The sequence below is a fragment of the Neobacillus paridis genome (genome assembly GCF_016765675.1).
GTDB classification, from domain to species: domain Bacteria; phylum Bacillota; class Bacilli; order Bacillales; family Cytobacillaceae; genus Neobacillus; species Neobacillus paridis.
Map to the genome: position 1 here is coordinate 260,638 of NZ_JAESWB010000168.1, position 21,711 is coordinate 282,348.

A 21,711-nucleotide genomic window follows, 5' to 3' on the forward strand; every position below is an offset into this window, starting at 1 on the left:
GTCCAGTGAGGCTTTTAAGGGTGTAATTCCGATAAAGAGAGTTCTTTATCCGGATTTTTTCAAAAAAGGTTTTACACCCTGATCAATCGATCAGGGTTTTTTTTAGAAAAAACAAAAAACCGGGGGGATGTCAGATGCTAAATCATTTATTAACCACTAATGAGTTAAAGGTAGAGGAAATTTATCAAATTCTAGCAGATGCCAAAAGATTTGCCGAGGGGATGGAGTGGAGACCGGAACAAGCAACCTTTGCTGCAAATCTTTTCTTTGAAGCAAGTACACGGACCAAAAGCAGCTTTGAAGTCGCGGAACGAAAATTAGGATTAGAGGTTATTCCATTTGAAGTGGCAACCTCCAGTGTTCAAAAAGGGGAAACATTGTATGATACCGTTAAAACGTTGGAAGCAATCGGTGTTCATGCAGTTGTTATCCGCCATGGGCAAGACCGCTATTTTGATGAATTAGTTGGAAAAGTCGATATTCCGATCATCAATGGGGGAGATGGCTGCGGCCACCATCCAACCCAATCACTGCTTGACTTGATGACGATTTATCAGGAATTTGGCCGATTTGCCGGATTGAAGATTGCCATTGTCGGAGATATCCGTCATAGCAGGGTGGCCCGCTCGAATGCTGATGTGCTGACTAGACTTGGGGCTGAAGTATGTTTCTCCGGCCCGCGGGAATGGTATGATGCAAGTTTTAATTTAGCACAATATCAACCAATCGATGAAGTGATTGAGGATTCCGATGTCGTGATGCTTCTTCGGGTTCAGCATGAACGGCACTCGCTAAAGGGTAATTTTAGTGCAAGCGACTATCACCAACATTATGGACTGACGATTGAACGGGAGAAACGGATGAAGTCAGGCAGTATTATTATGCATCCAGCACCGGTCAATCGAAATGTAGAAATTGCTGATAGCCTAGTCGAATGTAGCAGGTCGAGAATATTTAAGCAAATGCAAAATGGTGTATATGTCAGAATGGCCGTTATCAAAAGGTCACTTGAAAGTCTTAAAGGAGGGTTCCATAATGAAACTGCTTATCAAAAACGCTTGTTACGCAGCGTCTGACGGTGAATGGAAAGAGTCTGATATTTTAATAGAAGATGGAACAATTTCCAAAATAGAAGCGAATTTACAGGTGGCCGTTGATCGTAAAGTCGATGCGGTAGGTCTCATTGTGGCCCCTGGATTCATTGACCTTCATGTTCATTTGCGCGAACCCGGCGGGGAGAAGAAGGAAACGATAGCGACTGGAACACTGGCGGCAGCCCGAGGCGGTTTTACAACCGTAGCGGCGATGCCGAATACTCGCCCAGTACCCGACACTAAAGAACAAATGGCCTGGCTTGTAGAAAGGGTAAAAGAAGTCGGCAAAGTTCGTGTCCTGCCATATGCCGCAATTACAACAAGGCAGCTTGGAAAAGAATTAACTGATTTTCATGCCTTAAAGCAGGCCGGTGCTTTCGCTTTTACGGATGATGGCGTAGGCGTTCAGTCGGCAGACATGATGCTGCAAGCGATGCAGCTGGCAGCCAAGGAAAATATGGCAATTGTGGCCCATTGCGAAGAAAATACACTGATTCATAACGGCTGTGTCCATGAAGGCAATTTTTCAAAAAAGCATGGACTTAACGGTATTCCTTCCGTTTGTGAATCAGTGCAAATTGCCAGGGATGTTTTACTGGCGGAGGCCGCGGGTTGTCATTATCATGTTTGTCATATCAGCACAAAGGAATCGGTTCGTGTTGTCAGAGATGCGAGACGGGCGGGGATTCGTGTGACAGCAGAAGTGACACCGCACCATTTATTATTAGCGGAAGACGATATCCCGGGTCTTGATCCAAACTACAAAATGAATCCGCCTTTGCGTTCAGCAGCTGACCGCGCAGCCTTAATCGAAGGGTTATTGGATGGCACGATCGATTTCATTGCGACCGACCATGCGCCGCATACGGTTGAAGAAAAAAATACCGGCATGGAACTGGCTCCATTTGGCATTGTCGGCTTAGAGACGGCATTCCCGCTGTTGTATAGCCATTTAGTCAAGAAAAATATTTTAACGCTTGAACAATTAATTGCCCTGTTAACAGCTAAACCAGCCCAAAGCTTTGGGCTCCCCTATGGAAAAATCGAGGTCGGGGAAGCGGCAGATTTGGTCTTAATTGATTTAAACGAGGAACAGGTCATTAATCCGGCAGAGTTTTTGTCCAAGGGGAAAAACACTCCATTTGCCGGTTGGAAATGCAGCGGCTGGCCAGTAATGACGATTGCAGCAGGCCAAATAGTTTGGAAAAAAGGTTGTGTAACCGTATGAAAAGACAATTAATTTTAGAAGATGGGACGATTTTTATTGGTGAGGGATTTGGCAGTAGCAATGAAACCATTGGCGAAGTCGTCTTTAACACCGGAATGACTGGCTACCAGGAAATACTCTCGGATCCTTCTTATTGCGGCCAAATAGTCACGCTTACTTATCCGTTAATCGGAAACTACGGGATTAACCGTGATGATTTTGAAACGATTCATCCAGCCGTAAAGGGTTTTATTGTCAAAGAAGCAGCTGATTTCCCGTCAAACTGGCGAAGTGAATTTACTGTCGGTGAATATTTTGAAATGAAAAAAATCCCCGGGATTGCCGGAATTGACACACGCAAACTAACCAGAATTATTCGTCAATATGGAACCTTAAAGGGGGCTATCTGCAGTATCGAAAAAGATCCTCAGGAAGTGATCGAAACATTGCGCACGATAAACCTGCCAATTGACCAAGTAAGACAAGTGTCGACGAAGAATGCCTATCCAAGTCCGGGCCGCGGGAAAAGAGTGGTCCTCGTTGATTTTGGTATGAAGCATGGCATCTTGAGGGAATTAAATAAACGCGGCTGTGACATTGTAGTCGTTCCTTATTATACATCGGCTGATGAAATTCTCCAGTTACGTCCAGATGGACTGATGCTGTCTAATGGACCAGGTAATCCGAAAGATGTTCCAGAAGCAGTAGATATGCTGAAAGGTGTATTAGGAAGGGTGCCGCTTTTCGGAATTTGTCTGGGCCATCAGTTATTTGCCCTCGCTTGCGGGGCCGAAACGGTTAAAATGAAATTTGGCCATCGCGGTTCCAATCATCCTGTAAAGGATTTGAATACAGGCAAAATAACGATTACCTCACAAAACCATGGCTACACCGTAGATTTGGAATCCATTCACAATACTAGATTAGTTGTCACCCATATTGCCTTGAATGACGGTACGGTTGAGGGGTTAAGGCATCTGGACTATCCGGCTTTTACCGTTCAGTATCATCCCGAGGCATCCCCTGGGCCGGAAGATGCGAACAATTTATTCGACCAGTTTCTTGAACTGATGGACGTAAATAAACGGGAGGTTGTAAGCCATGCCTAAACGCACAGATCTAAACTCCATCCTGGTAATCGGTTCGGGGCCGATTGTTATAGGTCAGGCGGCGGAATTTGACTATGCCGGCACCCAAGCCTGCTTAGCCCTTAAAGAAGAAGGCTATCGGGTGATTCTCGTAAACTCTAATCCAGCGACTATCATGACCGATACCGAGATTGCCGATGCCGTCTATATTGAGCCGTTAACGCTTGAGTTTGTCAGCAGCATCATTCGCAAAGAAAGACCGGATGCCATTTTAGGAACACTTGGGGGACAAACTGGCCTTAATTTAACGGTTGACTTGGCAAATTCCGGGATCCTTGAAGAATGCGGTGTGGAAATCCTCGGAACGAAACTGACGGCAATTCAACAAGCCGAGGATCGTGAACTGTTTCGCAGCCTAATGAATGATTTACAGGAACCGGTTCCCGACAGCGCCATCGTTCATGATTTAACAGAAGCAAAAGCATTCGTTGCAGCCATTGGCTACCCGGTTATCGTTCGTCCAGCCTATACACTTGGCGGCACGGGAGGAGGGATTTGCGCCAATGATAAGGAGCTTGAAGAAATTGTCACAAGCGGGTTGAAAAGCAGTCCTGTCCATCAATGCTTGCTTGAAAAAAGTATCGCCGGATATAAGGAAATTGAATATGAAGTAATGCGCGACTCCAATGATAATGCCATTGTTGTTTGTAATATGGAAAATATTGACCCGGTCGGTGTACATACCGGCGACTCCATTGTTGTTGCTCCCAGTCAAACATTAAGCGATCGGGAGTACCAGTTATTAAGGAATGTTTCCCTTAAAATCATCCACGCATTAGGTATCGAAGGCGGTTGTAATGTCCAATTGGCACTGGATCCATACAGCTTCAACTACTACATTATTGAAGTGAATCCCCGGGTAAGCCGTTCTTCTGCCTTGGCTTCAAAGGCTACAGGATATCCGATTGCCAAGCTGGCTGCGAAAATCGCTATCGGTCTGACTCTTGATGAGATGCTTAATCCTGTTACCGGAAAGACATATGCCAGTTTTGAACCGGCTCTCGACTATGTCGTAACGAAGATTCCAAGGTGGCCGTTTGACAAATTCGAATCGGGGAACCGCTCGCTTGGGACGCAAATGAAGGCAACCGGCGAAGTGATGGCAATCGGCCGGACGTTTGAAGAGTCGCTGTTAAAAGCGATCCGTTCGCTTGAAGCGGGTGTCTATCATTTCGAATTAAATGAAGCCGAGGCGATTGATGACGAGCTGCTTGAGAAGCGGATCAGAAAAGCAGGTGATGAACGCCTCTTTTATCTTGCCGAGGCCTTAAAACGGGGAATCACAATTGAAACGATTCATCAATGGAGTAAAATTGATAAATTTTATTTAAATAAGATGCAGGGGATTATTGCGCTAGAAAAACAGCTTGCGAAAAATCCATTCGATCCTGAAATCCTGACCGCTGCCAAGCGAAAAGGGTTTACCGATAAAAAAATTGCACAACTATGGGCAAGTTCAGAATCAGAAATCTACCAATTTCGGAAGCAAACTGGAATTGTCCCCGTTTACAAAATGGTTGATACATGCGCTGCTGAATTTGAGTCGGAAACGCCTTATTACTACGGAACTTATGAAGAAGAAAATGAATCGATTGTGACCAGCAAGGAAAGTGTCATTGTCCTTGGCTCAGGACCAATCCGTATTGGCCAGGGCATCGAGTTTGACTATGCCACGGTTCATTCCGTTAAAGCCATTAAAGAAGCGGGCTATGAAGCGATCATTATTAATAATAACCCGGAAACCGTTTCGACAGACTTCAGTATTTCTGACAAGCTTTATTTCGAACCGCTAACAATCGAAGATGTGATGCACATTATCGATTTAGAACAACCGCTAGGTGTCGTCGTTCAATTCGGCGGCCAAACGGCAATTAATCTTGCTGCGAAATTGGCGGAGCATGGCGTGAAAATTCTCGGAACAAGTCTGGAAGATTTAGACCGGGCCGAGAATCGGGATAAATTTGAACAGGCACTGGAGGAATTAAACATTCCCCAGCCAAATGGGAGAACGGCCTTATCGGTGGAAGAAGCACTGGTAATCGCTCAAGAGATTGGCTATCCGGTCCTTGTTCGGCCTTCATATGTACTCGGCGGCCGGGCGATGGAAATTGTTTACCATGAAGAAGAACTGCTACAATATATGGAAAATGCCGTAAAAATTAACCCCGAGCATCCAGTGTTAATTGACCATTATTTAATTGGTAAGGAAATTGAAGTGGATGCCATTTGTGACGGAACAAATGTCTTGATCCCGGGAATTATGGAGCATATCGAGCGGGCAGGAGTCCATTCGGGTGATTCCATCGCTGTTTACCCGCCGCAAACTCTGTCTGATAAGACGAAACAAACGCTGGTTGACTACACTGAAAAACTGGCAAAAGGGTTAAACATTGTGGGACTGTTAAATATTCAATACGTTTTATCAGAGGGACGAATTTTTGTATTGGAGGTCAATCCTCGTTCAAGCCGAACGGTACCTTTTTTAAGTAAAATAACGAATGTGCCGATGGCGAAAATTGCCACCAAAGCCATTCTTGGCGTACCAATTGAAAAGCAAGGCTACAAAAAAGGACTTGTTGACGAAAAACCAGGAGTTTATGTGAAGGTTCCAGTGTTCTCGTTTGCCAAGCTGAAAAGTGTCGATATTACTCTGGGACCGGAAATGAAGTCAACTGGTGAAGTAATGGGCAAAGATTTGATACTTGAGAAGGCCCTTTATAAGGGCTTAGTCGCCTCCGGCATGAATATCCAAAAGCACGGGACGGTTTTGTTTACGATTGCCGATAAGGATAAGGAAGAAGCTTTAAAGCTGGCTGCCAGATTCTCCGCCAACGGTTATCGTCTAATGGCGACAAAAGGCACAGCAGCATTTTTGCAAGCAGCAGGTCTTCCGGTAAAGAGTGTTGAAAAAATTGGTTCTGAGGGAAAGACCTTGATAGATGTTATTCATAATGGAGAAGCTCATTTTATCATCAATACATTAACAAAAGGAAAGCAGCCGGAACGGGACGGGTTTAGAATCCGCCGGGAAGCCGTGGAAAATGGTGTCCCATGCTTAACCTCGTTAGATACCGCCGAGGCGATCCTGAAGGTGATTGAATCGATGAATTTTCTAACGGAAGCGCTGAAAGCAGACAAAAAGGAGGCAGTTTTTTCTTGATTAGAAAAGAGTTATGCAAAATTCTTAGCCAGAAGGAAATCGCCGCCAATATTTATGAGTTAAGGGTGAAAGCAACATTAGTTGATGACATAAGGGCACCGGGACAATTTGTCCATGTTCGCGTTACCAATGGAATTGACCCGCTGTTGCGCAGACCAATCAGCATATCAGCTTACAATCAGCAAACGGAGCAAATGACATTGATTTACCGCAAGGAGGGACGTGGCACCTCCTTAATGGTACAATTGGAACCGGGAATGGAACTTGATATCCTTGGTCCATTGGGAAATGGTTTTCCAATTGAAGAAGTAAGTGTTGGTGAAACGGCGCTGCTCGTTGGCGGCGGCATCGGTGTTCCGCCTTTGTACGAACTTTCTAAGCAATTGGTTGCCAAAGGGGTGAATGTGATCCACATTCTTGGCTTTCAAACAAAGTCAGCGGTATTTTATGAAAAAGAGTTCTCGAAAAATGGTTTGACGTTCATTACCACGGCCGACGGTACGTACGGAAGAAAAGGCTTCGTGACCGATGTTATTAAAGAGGTGAGCTTTGACTGTTTGTACACATGCGGGCCAACGCCAATGTTAAGGGCAATTGAACAAGGTTTTCCCGACAAAAGAGTCTTTTTGTCATTGGAGGAACGAATGGCCTGTGGTGTCGGTGCTTGTTTTGCTTGTGTCTGCCAAAGCGGAGACGCGGCGGATACCTCCTATAAAAAGGTTTGTAGTGATGGACCCGTATTTCGCGCCGGGGAGGTCGTATTATGAATCGCTTGAATGTTGAGTTGCCAGGGCTGCGGTTGAAAAATCCAATCATGCCGGCATCAGGCTGCTTTGGGTTTGGCCGCGAGTTTAGTCAGTTTTACGATTTAAGTAAGCTTGGGGCGATCATGATCAAGGCCACCACCTTGGAACCGCGGTTTGGAAATCCAACACCAAGAGTTGCCGAAACAGCGGCAGGAATGCTTAATGCTATCGGATTACAAAATCCGGGGTTAGAAAAAGTAATAGCAGAGGAATTGCCGTGGCTGTCACAATTCGATGTCCCAATTATCGCCAATGTTGCTGGTTCCGTGGAAGAGGATTATGTTGCGGTGGCTAGGAAAATTTCCCAAGCCGCCAATGTTAAGGCGCTTGAATTAAATATCTCCTGTCCGAATGTCAAAACCGGCGGAATCGCCTTTGGAACAATTCCTGAGGTGGCCAAACAATTGACCCGTAAAGTGAAAGAGGTATCCGCTGTTCCGGTATATGTAAAGCTTTCCCCTAACGTCAGCAATATCGTGGAAATGGCGCAGGCGGTTGAAGCTGGTGGTGCTGACGGGATTACGATGATTAATACACTTGTTGGGATGCGGCTGGATATAAAGACAGGTAAGCCGATTTTAGCCAATCTTACCGGTGGACTATCCGGTCCGGCGATTAAGCCGATTGCCATCCGCATGATTTATGAAGTCAGTCAAGCGGTCTCGCTTCCGATCATCGGTATGGGAGGTGTTCAATCGGCAGAAGATGTAATTGAATTCTTATATGCTGGTGCCAGTGCCGTAGCGGTTGGTACCGCCAATCTTGTTGACCCATTGGTCTGCCCAGCGATTATTGATGATTTACCGGATGTCTTAGAGCGATTAGGCTATGAACACATCAAAGAATGTATCGGAAGGAGCTGGCAAAGGGATGGACAATTCGCTAATCATCGCGCTTGATTTTCCAGATGGAAAGGAAGTAGAGCAGTTTTTACAGCCATTTAAGGGACAAGAGCTGTTTGTCAAAGTAGGAATGGAGTTATTTTACCAGGAAGGCCCAGCGATTGTGAGACTGTTAAAAGAAGCAGGCCATCGGATTTTTCTTGATCTTAAGCTGCATGATATTCCGAATACGGTAAAAAGTGCCATGAAAGGACTGGCCCGCCTGCAATGTGATGTAGTTAATGTTCATGCTTCAGGGGGGAAGGAAATGATGGAGGCCGCGCTCGAAGGCTTGGAGGCGGGGACAGCAGCAGGAGAAAAGCGACCGCGATGCATTGCGGTAACCCAGTTAACTAGTACATCACAACAGCAGATGAATCAGGAACAGCTGATCCCTGTTTCTTTAACTGAATCCGTTTTACATTATGCTTCACTGACAAAAGCAGCCGGTTTGGATGGCGTTGTTTGTTCCGCTTTGGAGGCAGGACTAATTCGCCAAAATTTGGGACCCTCCTTTTTAACCGTTTGCCCAGGAATCCGCATGCAAACAGATCAAGTTCAGGATCAAAAGCGAATAGCGACACCAGAGTTTGCCAGGGAATCCGGGGTTAGTGCGATTGTCGTCGGTCGTTCAATTACGAGAGCGGCAGATCCGCTTGCTAGCTTTAAACAGTGGATGGAAGTATGGAAGGGTGTTAAACAATGAAACAGAAAATTGCTGACAGTTTATTAAATATTCAAGCTGTAACGTTAAAACCAAATGAACCATTTACCTGGACATCAGGGCTCCGCTCGCCAATTTACTGTGATAACCGCCTAACATTATCATATCCTGAAGTGAGAAGAGAGATTGCTAAAGGTTTAAAAACACTAATCGAGGAACGGTATTCAGACGTAGAAATGATTGCTGGCACTGCTACGGCAGGGATTCCTCATGCCGCATGGGTAAGTGAACTGATGAATCTGCCGATGTGCTATGTTCGTTCAAAAGCCAAAGGTCATGGGAAAGGTAATCAAATTGAAGGAAAGGTCGTACCTGGTCAGAAAGTTGTCGTTGTCGAAGATTTAATTTCCACCGGCGGCAGTGTCATTACCGCTGTTCAAGCTTTAAGGGAAGCAGGCTGTGAAGTCCTTGGAGCGGTTTCAATTTTCACCTATGAACTGGAAAAAGGAAAACAAGCCTTTGCCCAAGAAAACATAGCCAGCCAATCGCTAACTGATTTCTCTACCTTGGTTCAAGTTGCCATAGAAAAAGGCTATATTAGTGACAATGATCAAGAAAGCCTTATGTCCTGGAGCAAGGATCCGGAAGAGTGGAGTAAACACTATGAATAAGGAAAAAGCCCCAAAAAAATTAGGGGCTTTTCTTTAATTTCAGAACTAATTCTTCATCCGGGGTGACATAAACGGTCTGCTGCTGCTCATAAATAACAAACCCCGGTTTCGCCCCATTCGGTTTCTTCACATGTCTGACCTTTGTATAATCGACTGGAACGGAGCTGGAATTTCTCGCCTTGCTAAAATAAGCAGCCAGCATCGCTGCTTCTTTTATAGTTTGATCAGAAGGCTGTTTGCTGCGAATCACCACATGTGAACCAGGAATATCCTTCGTATGCAGCCAGATTTCATCTCTTGCTGCCAGCTTGTGCGTTAAATAATCATTTTGTTTATTATTTTTCCCAACAAGGATATCGGTATGATCAGATGATTGAAATTGATCAAGTACTGGCTTGGTAGGTTGCTTATTTCTATTGTTGCGTTTATGCCGTTCGCGGAGATAACCACCTTCAATCAACTCCTCGCGAATCTCTTGTAAATCCTTAGGCGAAGCCGATGAGACCTGTTGCAGTAAACTGTCAAAATACAGCACTTCTTCTTTGGCATGTGCAATTTGTTCACTAACGATAGAAATAGCATTTTTTGCCTTCTGGTATTTTGAAAAATATTTTTGGGCATTTTCAGCCGGCGTTTTTCGAGGGTCAAGCGGAATGATAACAGTACGGCCTGATTCATCATAATAATCGAGAACCTCGATTTCTTTCATGCCTTTTTTGACGGCATACAGATTGGCCGTCAAAAGCTCTCCATAACGTTGAAATTGCTCAGCTTCCTCGGCTTCTTTTAATGTGGCCTCAAGCTTTTCAATTTTCTTTTCGTTTTTTTCCTTCTCATTCATCATGAGTCTTTCAATATCATGGCCTTGCTGCTTGACCCGGTCTCGTTCGGCTTTACCAAAATAGAAGCGGTCAAGCATTTCACTTAATGAAGAAAATAGTTTTACTTCTCCTTTTACATGTTCAAGCGGAAACAAATAAAAGATTTCTTTGTCAGAAGTGGTCATGATTGCCGGGGAAAGTTTATCTTCTTCTATCCTAGCAATTAACCGAGTAAAAGCGGCCGGTACCGTCGTATGATTTGCCAGTCCGGCTGAAACTAGTACCTCTTTGGCAAACAGTGGAGAAATGCCAGCGAAGTGTTCGACTAACTGCTTATCCAGTTTCCCAGCATTAAAATCTAGCTTTCTGACGACATCTTCCTCACTTGCGAAAAAGGGATTTTGTTTATCCTGTGCCGGCGGGCAGATATAGGGCTGACCTGGTAAAATCGCCCGATGGCTGTTTACTGCAAAAGAGATATGTTTAATACTGTCTAAAATGAGATTTCGCACCTTATCTACTAATACAATATTGGAGTGTCTTCCCATTATTTCGATAATGAGCTGCTTGCAAGTGATATCCCCAATTTCGTTACGGCCTTTTATTTCAAAAATGATAATTCGATCATTATCAATCTGATACAAATTTTCTAAAATATGACCTTCAATATGCTTTCTTAATAGCATGCAGAACATCGGCGGTTCACTGGGATTTGCATAGACTTCTGTCGTTAACTGTGCTCTTGCATAGCTGGGATGGGCCGAGAGCAATAATTTATGGTTCACTCCGCCGGCACGGATTGTAATGATTACTTCATTTTTATAGGGCTGATGAATCTTGCTTATTCGGCCGCCCTTAAGCAGCCGGGAAAGCTCCTCAACCATTGCTTTTGTAAATAAACCATCGAATGACATCAAAAACATCCTTTTCTATTAGCTTTCATGACATCATTATATCCTACTTTTTTAAAATCTGTCTTATTTTACTCCGCCATGCTTAAGATATAGCATTTTTTTGGACGACCCTGAATAAGCTGTCTTTAGAGGTCAGTCTATAGGGATAAGGATGGCAAGCAAGGGATTATCCTAGAGTCGATACAAGGGGGAAGTGAGATGGTCGGATGAAGTTCCATGAGATGGAGATCAAACAAGTAGAAAAAGTCTTAGAAACCGACTTTTCAACAGGATTAACAGAAGAAGAAGTCAAGATGAGGATTGAACGTTACGGATTTAATGAGTTGGCGGAAGGGGAAAAACAATCTGCTTTACTGCTATTCTTCAGCCAATTTAAAGATTTTATGGTCTTGGTTTTGCTTGCGGCAACTTTAATTTCCGGCCTGCTGGGGGAATATATCGATGCGATTGCCATTATTGCGATCGTGATTTTAAACGGCATTCTCGGCTTTTATCAGGAAAGGCGGGCGGAAAAATCGCTTCAGGCGTTGAAAGAATTATCGGCACCACAGGTATCTGTGCTCAGGGATGGGCATTGGATTAAAGTGCCTTCGAAAGAAATTGTCATTGGTGACATCTTGAAATTTGCCAGTGGGGATCGGATTGGTGCCGATGTCCGCATCATTGAAGCGAATAGTTTGGAAATTGAAGAATCAGCATTGACAGGTGAATCCGTGCCGGTAGCAAAACATACCGATTGTTTAGCGAATCCGAATCTCGGTATTGGTGATATGGAAAATATCGCCTTCATGGGTACGATGGTGACAAGAGGAAGCGGTATCGGTGTTGTCATGGCAACGGGAATGAAATCGGCGATGGGACAAATTGCCGGTCTTCTGCAAGAGGCAGAGTCACAGGAGACCCCGCTGCAACGCCGGTTGGAACAATTAGGCAAGATTTTAATAGCGGTCGCCTTATTTCTCACTATTCTTGTTGTTGTCATCGGAGTGCTGCGCGGCCACGATATTTATACGATGTTTTTAGCTGGTGTATCGTTGGCAGTGGCAGCTATACCTGAAGGACTGCCAGCGATTGTCACGGTAGCACTTTCGCTTGGCGTCCAAAAAATGATCCGACAAAAAGCGATCGTTCGTAAACTACCGGCGGTTGAAACATTAGGTTGTGCATCGGTCATTTGTTCTGATAAGACAGGAACGATGACCCAAAATAAAATGACCGTTACCCATTTATGGAGTGGTGGAAATACTTGGACGGTTGATGGGATTGGGTATCAGCCGATCGGAAATTTTTATCGTAATAAACAAAAAGTCAATCCTAAAGAGGAAAAAGCATTACAACAAATGCTAATTTTTGGAATGCTGTGTAATCATTCTGATATCTACCAAGAGGAGGAACAATTTCATCTTGATGGTGACCCGACTGAAGGAGCATTACTGGTCAGTGCGATGAAAGCTGGTTTTACCCGACCAAAACTATTGGAGGAGTTCACCATTATCAAGGAGTTCCCGTTCGATTCTTCCCGAAAGATGATGAGCGTTCATGTAAAGGACAGGCAAGGACGTAACTTCATTATTACAAAGGGTGCTCCGGATGTCATCTTGGGAAATTGTGAATCGATTCTTTGGGAGGGGAGATCGCAATTTTTAAATCAGGAGAAGCAAGGCAAAGTTCAGGATGCAATTAATCATCTCGCATCTAATGCTCTTAGAACGATTGCCATAGCGTTTAAATCCATTCCCGCTAATACGATTATTTTAAGTGAACAAGAAGCGGAAAAGGCGCTCACTTTAATCGGAATCCAAGGAATGATCGACCCGCCTCGCCCAGAAGTAAAAGATGCTGTAAGAGAATGTAAAGAGGCAGGCATTAAAACGGTTATGATTACCGGTGACCATGTCATTACCGCTAAAGCAATTGCCGCTCAACTGGGAATATTAACAGAAAAAAGCAAAGTGCTAGATGGAAACGGCTTATCTCAAATGACCGTTGAAGAATTGGAAGCAGTTGTTGAAGATGTATCTGTGTTTGCGCGGGTATCACCCGAGCATAAATTAAAAATTGTTAAGGCTCTGCAAAATCGCGGTCATATCGTGGCGATGACGGGGGACGGGGTGAATGATGCTCCGGCAATTAAAGCAGCTGATATTGGTGTTGCTATGGGGATCACCGGCACGGATGTGGCCAAAGAGGCTTCCTCACTCGTATTAATGGATGATAATTTTGCCACCATTAAAGCGGCGATTAAAGAAGGCAGAAACATTTACGAAAATATCCGTAAGTTTGTCCGATATTTGCTTGCTTCCAATGTTGGTGAAATAATGGTGATGTTATTTGCGATGATCTTAGCCTTGCCGCTGCCATTGGTGCCGATTCAAATTCTTTGGGTCAATCTTGTTACAGATGGGCTGCCGGCGATGGCACTTGGACTCGATAAACCGGAAGAGAACGTGATGAAGCGGGCTCCCAGAAGCCCTAATGAAGGTGTCTTTTCACGTGGACTCGGCTGGAAAGTGGTTTCGCGGGGATTTTTGATTGGAATCGTCACTTTAATAGCATTTATGGTTGTTTACCACGATGATCCGGAGCAATTGGAATACGCTCAAACGGTTGCTTTCGCCACACTTGTTATGGCCCAACTGATCCATGTTTTTGATTGCCGCAGCGAAATTTCCATTTTGTCACGGAATCCATTTGGCAATCAATATCTGGTTTGGGCCGTCATCTCCTCTCTGGTTTTAATGTTGGTGGTCATTTATTATCCACCGTTGCAGCCGGTATTTCATACACTGCCGATTGAGGCAGACGATTGGTTGTTAATTCTTGGCTTATCCTCGATTCCAACTTTTTTATTAGCGGGTTCATTTTTATTAAGAAAAACAAAATAAAGTATGTTATAATCCAAAAGGTAATAGAATCCATTCTATTACCTTTTGGATTTTTCTTCTGAATATCCTTTTCAATGAATGGATGTGCGTGAATATGGTAAACAGTATGACGGGTTTTGGAAGAGGGAAGGCAGCATCTGATTCCTTTTCCGTAAATGTGGAGATTAAATCAGTGAACCACCGTTTTTGTGAAATGAATATTCGGATGCCAAGGCAACTGTTAAAAATTGAAGACAAAATTAAAAAAATCGTAAATCGGCATATTCATCGTGGAAGGGTTGAAGTGTTTATCGGCTTGGAAGGGGAAGGCATTATTTCCCGAAAAATTCAGGTTGACTGGAAGTTGATTGATGAATATATCCAATTTATTAAACAAGCCCAGACCAAATATGGGATGGAGGGGTCCATCACTCTGCATGATTTATTAAACCGTTCGGACCTAATACATATAGAAGAAAATGAAGTTGATAACGATGAATTGTCGGAATTAGTGATTCGTGCTGCCGGGGAGGCAATTGCCCAACTGAAGCAAATGCGAGTGGCTGAAGGAGAAACACTAAAAATGGATCTTGAGGCAATCATTGTTCAATTAGAAACAATTGTGACTGATCTGCAACAGGATGCCCCGATCGTTGTCCAATCTTATAAAGAGCGGATTTTAAAAAGAGTGCAGGAATATGTTAGCGGACAAATAGATGAGTCAAGGATTTTAACTGAGGTAGCCATTTTTGCTGAAAAAGCCGATATTAATGAAGAAATCATCAGATTAAAAAGTCATATCGGGCAATTTAAGCAAACCCTGAATGTTCATGAACCCATTGGCCGGAAGCTCGATTTCCTTGTGCAGGAAATGAATCGGGAGGCTAACACAATTGGGTCGAAGGCTAATGATGCCAATATAGCTAAAAAGGTAGTCGAAATGAAGAGTTTACTCGAAAAACTAAAGGAACAAGTTCAAAATATTGAATAGTAGTAGTTTACAAAAAGTTTGACGCGGCCAAAATATTATTAATGATGATTGGATGGTAATCATGGGGATTAAATTAGTTAATATTGGATTTGGGAATATCGTTTCTGCCAATCGGATCATATCAATAGTCGGTCCTGAATCTGCGCCAATAAAAAGAATTGTCCAGGACGCTCGGGACCGTGGGACATTGATTGATGCTACATATGGCAGACGTACTCGTGCGGTCATTGTGATGGACAGCGATCATGTTATTTTATCCGCAGTCCAGCCGGAAACGGTTGCCCACCGCTTATTGGACCGTGATGAGACTATCGAGGAAGGGTAGGATTTATGAAATGCAGGAAAAAGGATTACTCATAGTACTTTCTGGACCATCTGGTGTGGGAAAAGGGACGGTGCGGAAGGAAATCTTTTCGCAGCCTGATACCGCTTTTGAATACTCAATTTCTGTTACTACCCGCAAACCTCGTGAGGGTGAAGTGGATGGGGTTGATTATTTTTTCAAAACTAGAGAAGAATTTGAGAATTTAATTAAAAATGATAAACTATTGGAATATGCCGAATTTGTCGGGAACTACTACGGGACTCCTGTTGATTACGTTCAGCAAACATTGAATCAAGGAAAAGATGTCTTCTTAGAAATTGAGGTTAAGGGTGCCCGCCAAGTCCGTGAAAAATTCCCCGAAGGCTTGTTCATTTTTTTAATGCCCCCAAGTCTTTCCGAATTAAAGAAGCGAATTGTGACAAGAGGGACTGAGACAGAAGATATCATTCACAATCGGATGCTGACGGCACGAGAAGAAATCGAAATGATGGAATTGTACGATTATGTTGTTGTCAACGATGAGGTTACACTTGCTTGTGAACGGATCAAATCGATTGTTGTAGCAGAGCATTGCCGCAGGGAACGAGTTGAACATATCTACAAAAAATTGCTGGAGGTTGATTAAGATGTTATATCCATCGATAGATTCTTTATTAGAGAAAATTGATTCAAAATATTCACTGGTTTCAGTAGCTGCCAAGCGTGCCCGCCAAATGCAGCTTGAAAAGAATGAAAGATTACCCAAGTATGTTTCTTATAAACATGTGGGCAAGGCACTGGAGGAAATAAACAGCGGCATATTGACTTACCGGATTGCTAAAAAAGCGGAAACACCTGCCGAACAATAATTGCAATGAAACTAATAAAGGACCGAAACAAAGGCCTGACGATAAGGGGAATCCTTAAATGTCAGCCTTTTTTGTTTACAAAAAGGTTTAAAATAGCTTTCTGTATTATTGAGATTTTTGTCGATTAAAGAAGGAAAATAGTGAAAAAATTTTTCTATTCCAGCATAATAGATAATAAAGTTGATATCTGGGGGAATCCAAAGATGGTTATGAATAAAAAGATATTATTATGCGTAACTGGAGGGATAGCGGTTTACAAAGCAGCGGCGTTAACAAGCAAACTTGTCCAAGCCGGGGCAAGTGTAAAAGTCATTTTAAGTGAAGCTGCGGCACAATTTGTGACTCCGCTGACTTTTCAGGCATTATCCCGTAATGAAGTGTATACTGATACCTTTGATGAAAAAAATCCGCAAGTGATTGCTCATATAGACTTGGCAGACTGGGCCGATTTGATTCTGGTCGCTCCGGCAACAGCAAATACGATCGCAAAATTGGCGGGCGGGATTGCTGATAATATGATTACGACGACAGTGCTCGCTTCTACCGCACCTGTGTGGATCGCCCCGGCAATGAATGTTCATATGTATGAACATCCTGCGGTAAAAAGGAATCTTGCCAGATTGGATGAGTATGGTTACCAATTCATTGAACCTGGGGAAGGCTATTTGGCTTGCGGATATGTCGGAAAAGGCCGGCTGGAAGAACCAGAGAAAATAGTGGCATTAATGGAGCAATATTTTGTCAGCAGCAATACCGAGCCCTTAAAGGGAAAAACGGTGCTCATTACAGCAGGACCGACACGCGAAAAAATAGATCCGGTCCGGTTTATTTCCAATCATTCCAGCGGCAAAATGGGGTATGCCCTCGCTGAAGAAGCCAAGAAACAAGGTGCTCACGTCATTTTAGTGTCCGGACCGGTCCAGCTGCCAAAACCATCGGGGATTGACGTCGTCAGTGTCGAAAGTGCTGAAGACATGTATCAAGCCGTTCTGAACGTCTTTGATGAGGCGGATATTGTGATTAAAACAGCTGCTGTGGCTGACTATCGTCCCAGGGTTTCCTATGACCATAAAGTGAAAAAGCAAACGGGTAATGTCATGATCGAGCTTGAAAGAACAAAGGATATCTTGCTTGAATTAGGAAAAAGGAAAACAAAGCAAATCCTGGTCGGCTTTGCTGCTGAAACCAATAACCTAGCTGAATATGCCCAAGCAAAACTGAAGAAAAAAAATGCCGACATGATTGTTGCCAACAATGTAAAAGCAGAGGGGGCAGGTTTCGGCACCGACACAAACATTGTCACCTTGTTTAAACGGGATGGCACTGTTAGCGAATTACCCATTATGTCAAAAACGGCCGTTGCCCAAAAAATTATCGAAGAAATAACTGTTTTGTTGAAGGATCTGAATAAACATGAAAATTGCTAGTGTCATCGTTGATGTTCCGGCAAAACAAACAGATAAGCCATTCGATTATCTGATTCCCGAAGATTGGACGGAAACGATGCAACCAGGCATGAGAGTGATAGTTCCTTTTGGGCCGCGAAAAATTCAAGGCTTTGTGACGGAAATAAAGGACAAATCGGAGTTTAAGCAGTTAAAGGAAATTATTGCACCAATGGATCTGGAACCGGTTTTGAATAAGGAATTATTGCATCTGGGCGAATGGTTAACCGAAACCTCACTATGCTTTAAAATTTTTGCCTACCAGGCAATGCTCCCTGCTGCCCTGAAAGCAAAATATGAAAAAAAGGTACGACTGGCCCCTGGAAAGGAAGTGGCTGTTTTACCAAGTTCACTGCAAGCGATTTTTGCTGACAATAAAAAGCTTGAGTGGGAAGAGGTGTTAAAAAGCGGCTTAGTCCCCCTTTTACAGCGTGAGGCTGCCAAAGGTCATCTTGAAGTTGTTTATGAGGTAAAAGAAAGAGTTAAGAAAAAGCAGGTGAAGGTTATTCGACCGTTGTTTCCCCCTGCTGAAATTAAGGCAGAAATGGAGAGGCTGCCGGCCAATGCGGAAAAACAAAGGCAGGTGTTAGATTACTTTATCGAGCACCAAGATCCAGTCGAACAAAAACAGCTGCTGACGATCGTTCAAACTTCTCCTTCTACTGTAAAGGCGTTGGTTGAGAAGGGGCTGCTTTCCGAGGATGAAATGGAAGTATATCGCGACCCATTTGAAAATCGAGTTTTTGAGCATACTGCTCCATTGCCATTAACAAAGGCTCAAACTGCTGCAATCTCTCCTATTTTAAAGGCAATTGAGGCCAAACGGCATGAAGTATTTTTACTTTACGGGGTAACCGGGAGCGGAAAAACAGAAATATATTTACAAGCGATTCAGGATGTCATCGATAAAGGGAAAGAGGCTATCGTCCTCGTACCGGAAATTTCCTTAACACCGCAAATGGTGAACCGTTTCAAAGGAAGATTTGGAGATTTAGTGGCGGTCATGCACAGTGGACTATCTGCTGGGGAAAAGTATGATGAATGGCGCAAAATACAGCGGAAAGAGGTCAAGGTTGTTGTTGGAGCCAGGTCGGCCATTTTCGCCCCGTTTGAAAACATTGGCATCATCATTATCGATGAAGAGCATGAAACGAGCTATAAACAGGAAGATATGCCGCGTTATCATGCCCGAGATGTTGCGATAGAAAGGGCAAAAGTCTATAGCTGTCCCGTAGTCTTAGGAAGTGCCACTCCTTCATTGGAATCATTTGCCAGGGCGCAAAAAAAGGTATACCATCTGTTAACGCTGTCAAATAGGATGAACAATAAACCGCTGCCCCCGGTGGAAATTATTGATATGCGTGAAGAACTTCGTGCCGAAAACCGATCGATGTTTTCGCGCAAGCTGTTTTCAAAGCTTAAGGACCGGCTGGAAAAAAAACAACAGTCTGTCCTATTATTAAACAAGCGGGGGCACTCGTCATTTGTCATGTGCCGGGATTGCGGTTACGTTGTGAATTGTCCAAATTGCGATATCTCGCTGACCTATCATCGGGCCGGAAACCGGATGAAATGCCATTATTGCGGTTATGAAAGCAATATACCGAATGTGTGTCCGGAATGTTCAAGTGAATATATTCGCTATTTTGGCACTGGTACGCAAAAGGTTGAAGAGGAATTGGGAAAAATTCTTCCCGAAGCAAGGGTCATCCGGATGGACGTTGATACAACCGGAAGAAAAGGCTCCCACGAAAAATTATTAAAGGATTTTCGCGATGGCAAGGCCGATATTTTATTAGGCACGCAAATGATTGCTAAAGGACTCGATTTTCCTAACATTACCTTAGTCGGTGTTTTGTCCGCTGATACAATGCTGCATTTACCGGATTTTCGTTCTTCTGAAAAAACATTTCAATTATTGACACAGGTCAGCGGGCGGGCAGGAAGACATCAATTGCCTGGAGAAGTCGTAATTCAAACCTATACTCCGGAGCATTATAGCATCGAATTAGCAGGGATGCAGAATTATGATTATTTTTATCAACGGGAAATGATGATGCGAAAAATCCATCATTATCCGCCATTCTATTATTTAGTGTTGGTCACCGTTACCCATGAACAATTAATGAAGGCAGTTGCAGAAACGGAGAAAATTGTTAATTATCTAAGATCGCAAGTTTCCAATCAAGCCGTCATTCTTGGGCCGGCGGCATCACCGATACCCAGGATTAATAATAGATATCGCTATCAATGTCTGATAAAATACAAACGGGAACCGAATCTAACAAATGTTCTAAAGAAAATTCTTGATCAATACCAGAAAGAAGCCAGAAATGGACTACAGGTATCGATAGACGTCAACCCGTTTATCTTAATGTAATCTGGGTGAGAATGATAAGTAATTAATTTTATATATAGAGATCAATCTAGACGGAGGAACTATTTTGACGGTACGTAAAATTGTAAACTACCCAGCAGCGATCCTGGAACTGAAATGTAAAGAAGTTGTCAAGTTTGACAAAAAACTAGGAAAAGTGCTGGATGATATGTATGATACGATGATTGAATTTGATGGTGTTGGTCTTGCTGCCCCGCAAATTGGTTTAGATGCGCGAATTGCTATCGTTGATATTGATGATGATTCGGGAACAATTGAAATGATTAATCCCCGCATCGTTAAGCAAGAAGGGGAACAAACAGGACCTGAAGGCTGCTTAAGCTTTCCCGGATTATATGGCGAAGTAACGAGACCAAATTATGTAAAAATCGAAGCGTTTGATCGTAAAGGCAGACCATATACCCTTGAGGCAGAAGATTTTCTTGCCAGGGCGATTCAACATGAAATTGATCACCTGGATGGGATCTTATTTACCACAAAAGTTTCCCGATATTTAGAAGAAGATGAGCTGGAAGGAGCGGAATGTGAATGACGAGAATTGTTTTTATGGGTACTCCTGACTTCTCTGTCCCGGTATTAAAGCAAATCATTGAAGATGGCTATGATGTGATTGGAGTGGTGACCCAGCCAGACCGGCCGGTGGGAAGAAAAAGGGTTTTAACACCGCCACCGGTAAAAGCAGAAGCGTTGAAGCATGGAATTCCGATATTTCAGCCTGAAAAGATCCGGCAGCCGGATGAACTGCAGAAGATCCTGGAACTTAAGCCAGATTTAATTGTGACTGCTGCCTTTGGCCAAATCTTACCAAAGGAATTATTGGAAGCCCCTAAATATGGCTGCATTAATGTCCATGCCTCACTGCTCCCTGAGCTGCGCGGCGGGGCTCCGATTCATTATGCCATATTGCAAGGAAAGCAAAAAACCGGGATTACGATTATGTATATGGCTGAAAAATTGGATGCCGGGGATATCCTCACGACTGTGGAAGTTCCGATTGACGAGGAGGATAATGTTGGAACACTTCATGATAAATTAAGCGCTGCTGGTGCTAAACTTTTATCAGAGACATTGCCCAAACTATTGGCAGGACTTCTTACAGCCATTCCGCAAAAAGATGCGGATGCAACCTTTGCTCCCAATATTAAGAGAGAACAGGAAAAAATTGACTGGAACAAGACAGGAGAGGAGATCTACAATCACATTCGCGGTTTAAACCCATGGCCAGTTGCCTTTACCACTTTCAATGGTCAAGTATATAAAATTTGGAAGGCGCAAAAAGTGAACGGGGTAACAGGAAGTCAGCCGGGTGTCATTGTGAAAATCGAAAAAGATGGAATGATCGTTAGCAGTGGAAACGAAACAGCGATTAAAATTACCGAATTGCAACCCGCTGGAAAAACAAAAATGAAATGTGAACAATTTTTACGAGGAGCGGGGGATAAAATTACTATAGGCAGTAAATTAGGAGAATAAT

18 protein-coding genes are annotated in these 21,711 nt (G+C 43.5%); 17 read left to right on the forward strand and 1 reads right to left on the reverse strand.

Annotated elements, in window-relative coordinates; all coding sequences use genetic code 11:
* Positions 1 to 134 precede the first annotated feature (134 nt).
* The 8 genes from JK635_RS10330 to pyrE are packed head-to-tail and all read left to right on the forward strand — an operon-like array spanning position 135 to position 9,631.
* On the forward strand, positions 135 to 1,076 hold the full coding sequence (locus tag JK635_RS10330; protein ID WP_202653867.1) for an aspartate carbamoyltransferase catalytic subunit: 942 nt from the start codon (positions 135 to 137) through the stop codon (positions 1,074 to 1,076).
* Positions 1,036 to 2,322 (forward strand): dihydroorotase, encoded by a 1,287-nt coding sequence (pyrC, locus tag JK635_RS10335; protein WP_202653868.1) that lies wholly within the window; start codon positions 1,036 to 1,038, stop codon positions 2,320 to 2,322. The genes JK635_RS10330 and pyrC overlap by 41 nt, the downstream gene beginning before the upstream one ends.
* Positions 2,319 to 3,410 (forward strand): carbamoyl phosphate synthase small subunit, encoded by a 1,092-nt coding sequence (locus JK635_RS10340; protein WP_202653869.1) that lies wholly within the window; start codon positions 2,319 to 2,321, stop codon positions 3,408 to 3,410. Before pyrC ends, JK635_RS10340 begins: the two co-directional genes overlap by 4 nt.
* Positions 3,403 to 6,609, forward strand: coding sequence for a carbamoyl-phosphate synthase large subunit (carB, locus tag JK635_RS10345; protein ID WP_202653870.1), 3,207 nt, complete (start codon positions 3,403 to 3,405; stop codon positions 6,607 to 6,609). The genes JK635_RS10340 and carB overlap by 8 nt, the downstream gene beginning before the upstream one ends.
* The gene (locus JK635_RS10350) at positions 6,606 to 7,376 is read left to right on the forward strand and encodes a dihydroorotate dehydrogenase electron transfer subunit (protein ID WP_202653871.1); all 771 of its coding nucleotides are present in this window, start codon (positions 6,606 to 6,608) and stop codon (positions 7,374 to 7,376) included. Before carB ends, JK635_RS10350 begins: the two co-directional genes overlap by 4 nt.
* Positions 7,373 to 8,314, forward strand: a complete 942-nt coding sequence (locus tag JK635_RS10355) for a dihydroorotate dehydrogenase (RefSeq protein WP_202653872.1) — start codon at positions 7,373 to 7,375, stop codon at positions 8,312 to 8,314. Before JK635_RS10350 ends, JK635_RS10355 begins: the two co-directional genes overlap by 4 nt.
* Positions 8,286 to 9,002 carry an orotidine-5'-phosphate decarboxylase gene (gene pyrF / locus JK635_RS10360; RefSeq protein ID WP_202653873.1) on the forward strand — a complete coding sequence of 239 codons (717 nt, stop codon included), beginning with the start codon at positions 8,286 to 8,288 and terminating at the stop codon, positions 9,000 to 9,002. The genes JK635_RS10355 and pyrF overlap by 29 nt, the downstream gene beginning before the upstream one ends.
* Positions 8,999 to 9,631 (forward strand): orotate phosphoribosyltransferase, encoded by a 633-nt coding sequence (pyrE, locus tag JK635_RS10365; RefSeq protein ID WP_202653874.1) that lies wholly within the window; start codon positions 8,999 to 9,001, stop codon positions 9,629 to 9,631. Before pyrF ends, pyrE begins: the two co-directional genes overlap by 4 nt.
* 19 nt (positions 9,632 to 9,650) lie before the next feature.
* On the opposite strand, the gene JK635_RS10370 is transcribed toward pyrE, so the two are convergent.
* The gene (locus tag JK635_RS10370) at positions 9,651 to 11,366 is read right to left on the reverse strand and encodes an Rqc2 family fibronectin-binding protein (RefSeq protein ID WP_202653875.1); all 1,716 of its coding nucleotides are present in this window, start codon (positions 11,364 to 11,366) and stop codon (positions 9,651 to 9,653) included.
* A gap of 206 nt (positions 11,367 to 11,572) precedes the next feature.
* Between JK635_RS10370 and JK635_RS10375 the strand changes: the two genes are divergently transcribed.
* From JK635_RS10375 to fmt, 9 genes are all read left to right on the forward strand, one after another.
* A complete protein-coding gene (locus tag JK635_RS10375; RefSeq protein WP_202653876.1) occupies positions 11,573 to 14,251 on the forward strand; it encodes a calcium-translocating P-type ATPase, SERCA-type in 2,679 nt (892 codons plus the stop codon).
* 94 nt (positions 14,252 to 14,345) lie between these two features.
* Complete coding sequence (locus JK635_RS10380) at positions 14,346 to 15,221, forward strand: YicC/YloC family endoribonuclease (RefSeq protein ID WP_202653877.1); 876 nt, start codon at positions 14,346 to 14,348, stop codon at positions 15,219 to 15,221.
* 61 nt (positions 15,222 to 15,282) lie between these two features.
* A complete protein-coding gene (remA, locus tag JK635_RS10385; RefSeq protein ID WP_202653878.1) occupies positions 15,283 to 15,546 on the forward strand; it encodes an extracellular matrix/biofilm regulator RemA in 264 nt (87 codons plus the stop codon).
* A gap of 10 nt (positions 15,547 to 15,556) precedes the next feature.
* Entirely contained in the window at positions 15,557 to 16,171 is a 615-nt protein-coding gene (gmk, locus tag JK635_RS10390) for a guanylate kinase (protein ID WP_202653879.1), read from the forward strand.
* 1 nt (position 16,172) lies between these two features.
* Positions 16,173 to 16,394: a DNA-directed RNA polymerase subunit omega gene (gene rpoZ / locus JK635_RS10395; RefSeq protein WP_202653880.1), complete on the forward strand. Its 222-nt coding sequence runs from the start codon at positions 16,173 to 16,175 to the stop codon at positions 16,392 to 16,394.
* A 203-nt stretch (positions 16,395 to 16,597) separates the two neighbouring features.
* Positions 16,598 to 17,821 carry a bifunctional phosphopantothenoylcysteine decarboxylase/phosphopantothenate--cysteine ligase CoaBC gene (gene coaBC / locus JK635_RS10400; protein WP_202653881.1) on the forward strand — a complete coding sequence of 408 codons (1,224 nt, stop codon included), beginning with the start codon at positions 16,598 to 16,600 and terminating at the stop codon, positions 17,819 to 17,821.
* A complete protein-coding gene (gene priA / locus JK635_RS10405) occupies positions 17,808 to 20,219 on the forward strand; it encodes a primosomal protein N' (RefSeq protein WP_202653882.1) in 2,412 nt (803 codons plus the stop codon). Before coaBC ends, priA begins: the two co-directional genes overlap by 14 nt.
* A 64-nt stretch (positions 20,220 to 20,283) precedes the next feature.
* Positions 20,284 to 20,769: a peptide deformylase gene (gene def, locus JK635_RS10410; protein WP_202653883.1), complete on the forward strand. Its 486-nt coding sequence runs from the start codon at positions 20,284 to 20,286 to the stop codon at positions 20,767 to 20,769.
* On the forward strand, positions 20,766 to 21,710 hold the full coding sequence (gene fmt, locus JK635_RS10415; RefSeq protein WP_202653884.1) for a methionyl-tRNA formyltransferase: 945 nt from the start codon (positions 20,766 to 20,768) through the stop codon (positions 21,708 to 21,710). Before def ends, fmt begins: the two co-directional genes overlap by 4 nt.
* The last annotated feature ends 1 nt before the right edge of the window (position 21,711 follow it).

What these genes read in the sequence shown, in the direction of transcription:
- JK635_RS10330 (WP_202653867.1), top strand. Translation starts at nt 135, where the DNA reads ATGCTAAATCATTTATTAACCACTAATGAGTTAAAGGTAGAGGAAATT.
- pyrC (WP_202653868.1), top strand. Translation starts at nt 1,036, where the DNA reads ATGAAACTGCTTATCAAAAACGCTTGTTACGCAGCGTCTGACGGTGAA.
- JK635_RS10340 (WP_202653869.1), top strand. Translation starts at nt 2,319, where the DNA reads ATGAAAAGACAATTAATTTTAGAAGATGGGACGATTTTTATTGGTGAG.
- carB (WP_202653870.1), top strand. Translation starts at nt 3,403, where the DNA reads ATGCCTAAACGCACAGATCTAAACTCCATCCTGGTAATCGGTTCGGGG.
- JK635_RS10355 (WP_202653872.1), top strand. Translation starts at nt 7,373, where the DNA reads ATGAATCGCTTGAATGTTGAGTTGCCAGGGCTGCGGTTGAAAAATCCA.
- pyrF (WP_202653873.1), top strand. Translation starts at nt 8,286, where the DNA reads ATGGACAATTCGCTAATCATCGCGCTTGATTTTCCAGATGGAAAGGAA.
- pyrE (WP_202653874.1), top strand. Translation starts at nt 8,999, where the DNA reads ATGAAACAGAAAATTGCTGACAGTTTATTAAATATTCAAGCTGTAACG.
- JK635_RS10370 (WP_202653875.1), bottom strand. Translation starts at nt 11,366, where the DNA reads ATGTCATTCGATGGTTTATTTACAAAAGCAATGGTTGAGGAGCTTTCC.
- JK635_RS10375 (WP_202653876.1), top strand. Translation starts at nt 11,573, where the DNA reads ATGAAGTTCCATGAGATGGAGATCAAACAAGTAGAAAAAGTCTTAGAA.
- JK635_RS10380 (WP_202653877.1), top strand. Translation starts at nt 14,346, where the DNA reads ATGGTAAACAGTATGACGGGTTTTGGAAGAGGGAAGGCAGCATCTGAT.
- remA (WP_202653878.1), top strand. Translation starts at nt 15,283, where the DNA reads ATGGGGATTAAATTAGTTAATATTGGATTTGGGAATATCGTTTCTGCC.
- gmk (WP_202653879.1), top strand. Translation starts at nt 15,557, where the DNA reads ATGCAGGAAAAAGGATTACTCATAGTACTTTCTGGACCATCTGGTGTG.
- rpoZ (WP_202653880.1), top strand. Translation starts at nt 16,173, where the DNA reads ATGTTATATCCATCGATAGATTCTTTATTAGAGAAAATTGATTCAAAA.
- coaBC (WP_202653881.1), top strand. Translation starts at nt 16,598, where the DNA reads ATGGTTATGAATAAAAAGATATTATTATGCGTAACTGGAGGGATAGCG.
- priA (WP_202653882.1), top strand. Translation starts at nt 17,808, where the DNA reads ATGAAAATTGCTAGTGTCATCGTTGATGTTCCGGCAAAACAAACAGAT.
- fmt (WP_202653884.1), top strand. Translation starts at nt 20,766, where the DNA reads ATGACGAGAATTGTTTTTATGGGTACTCCTGACTTCTCTGTCCCGGTA.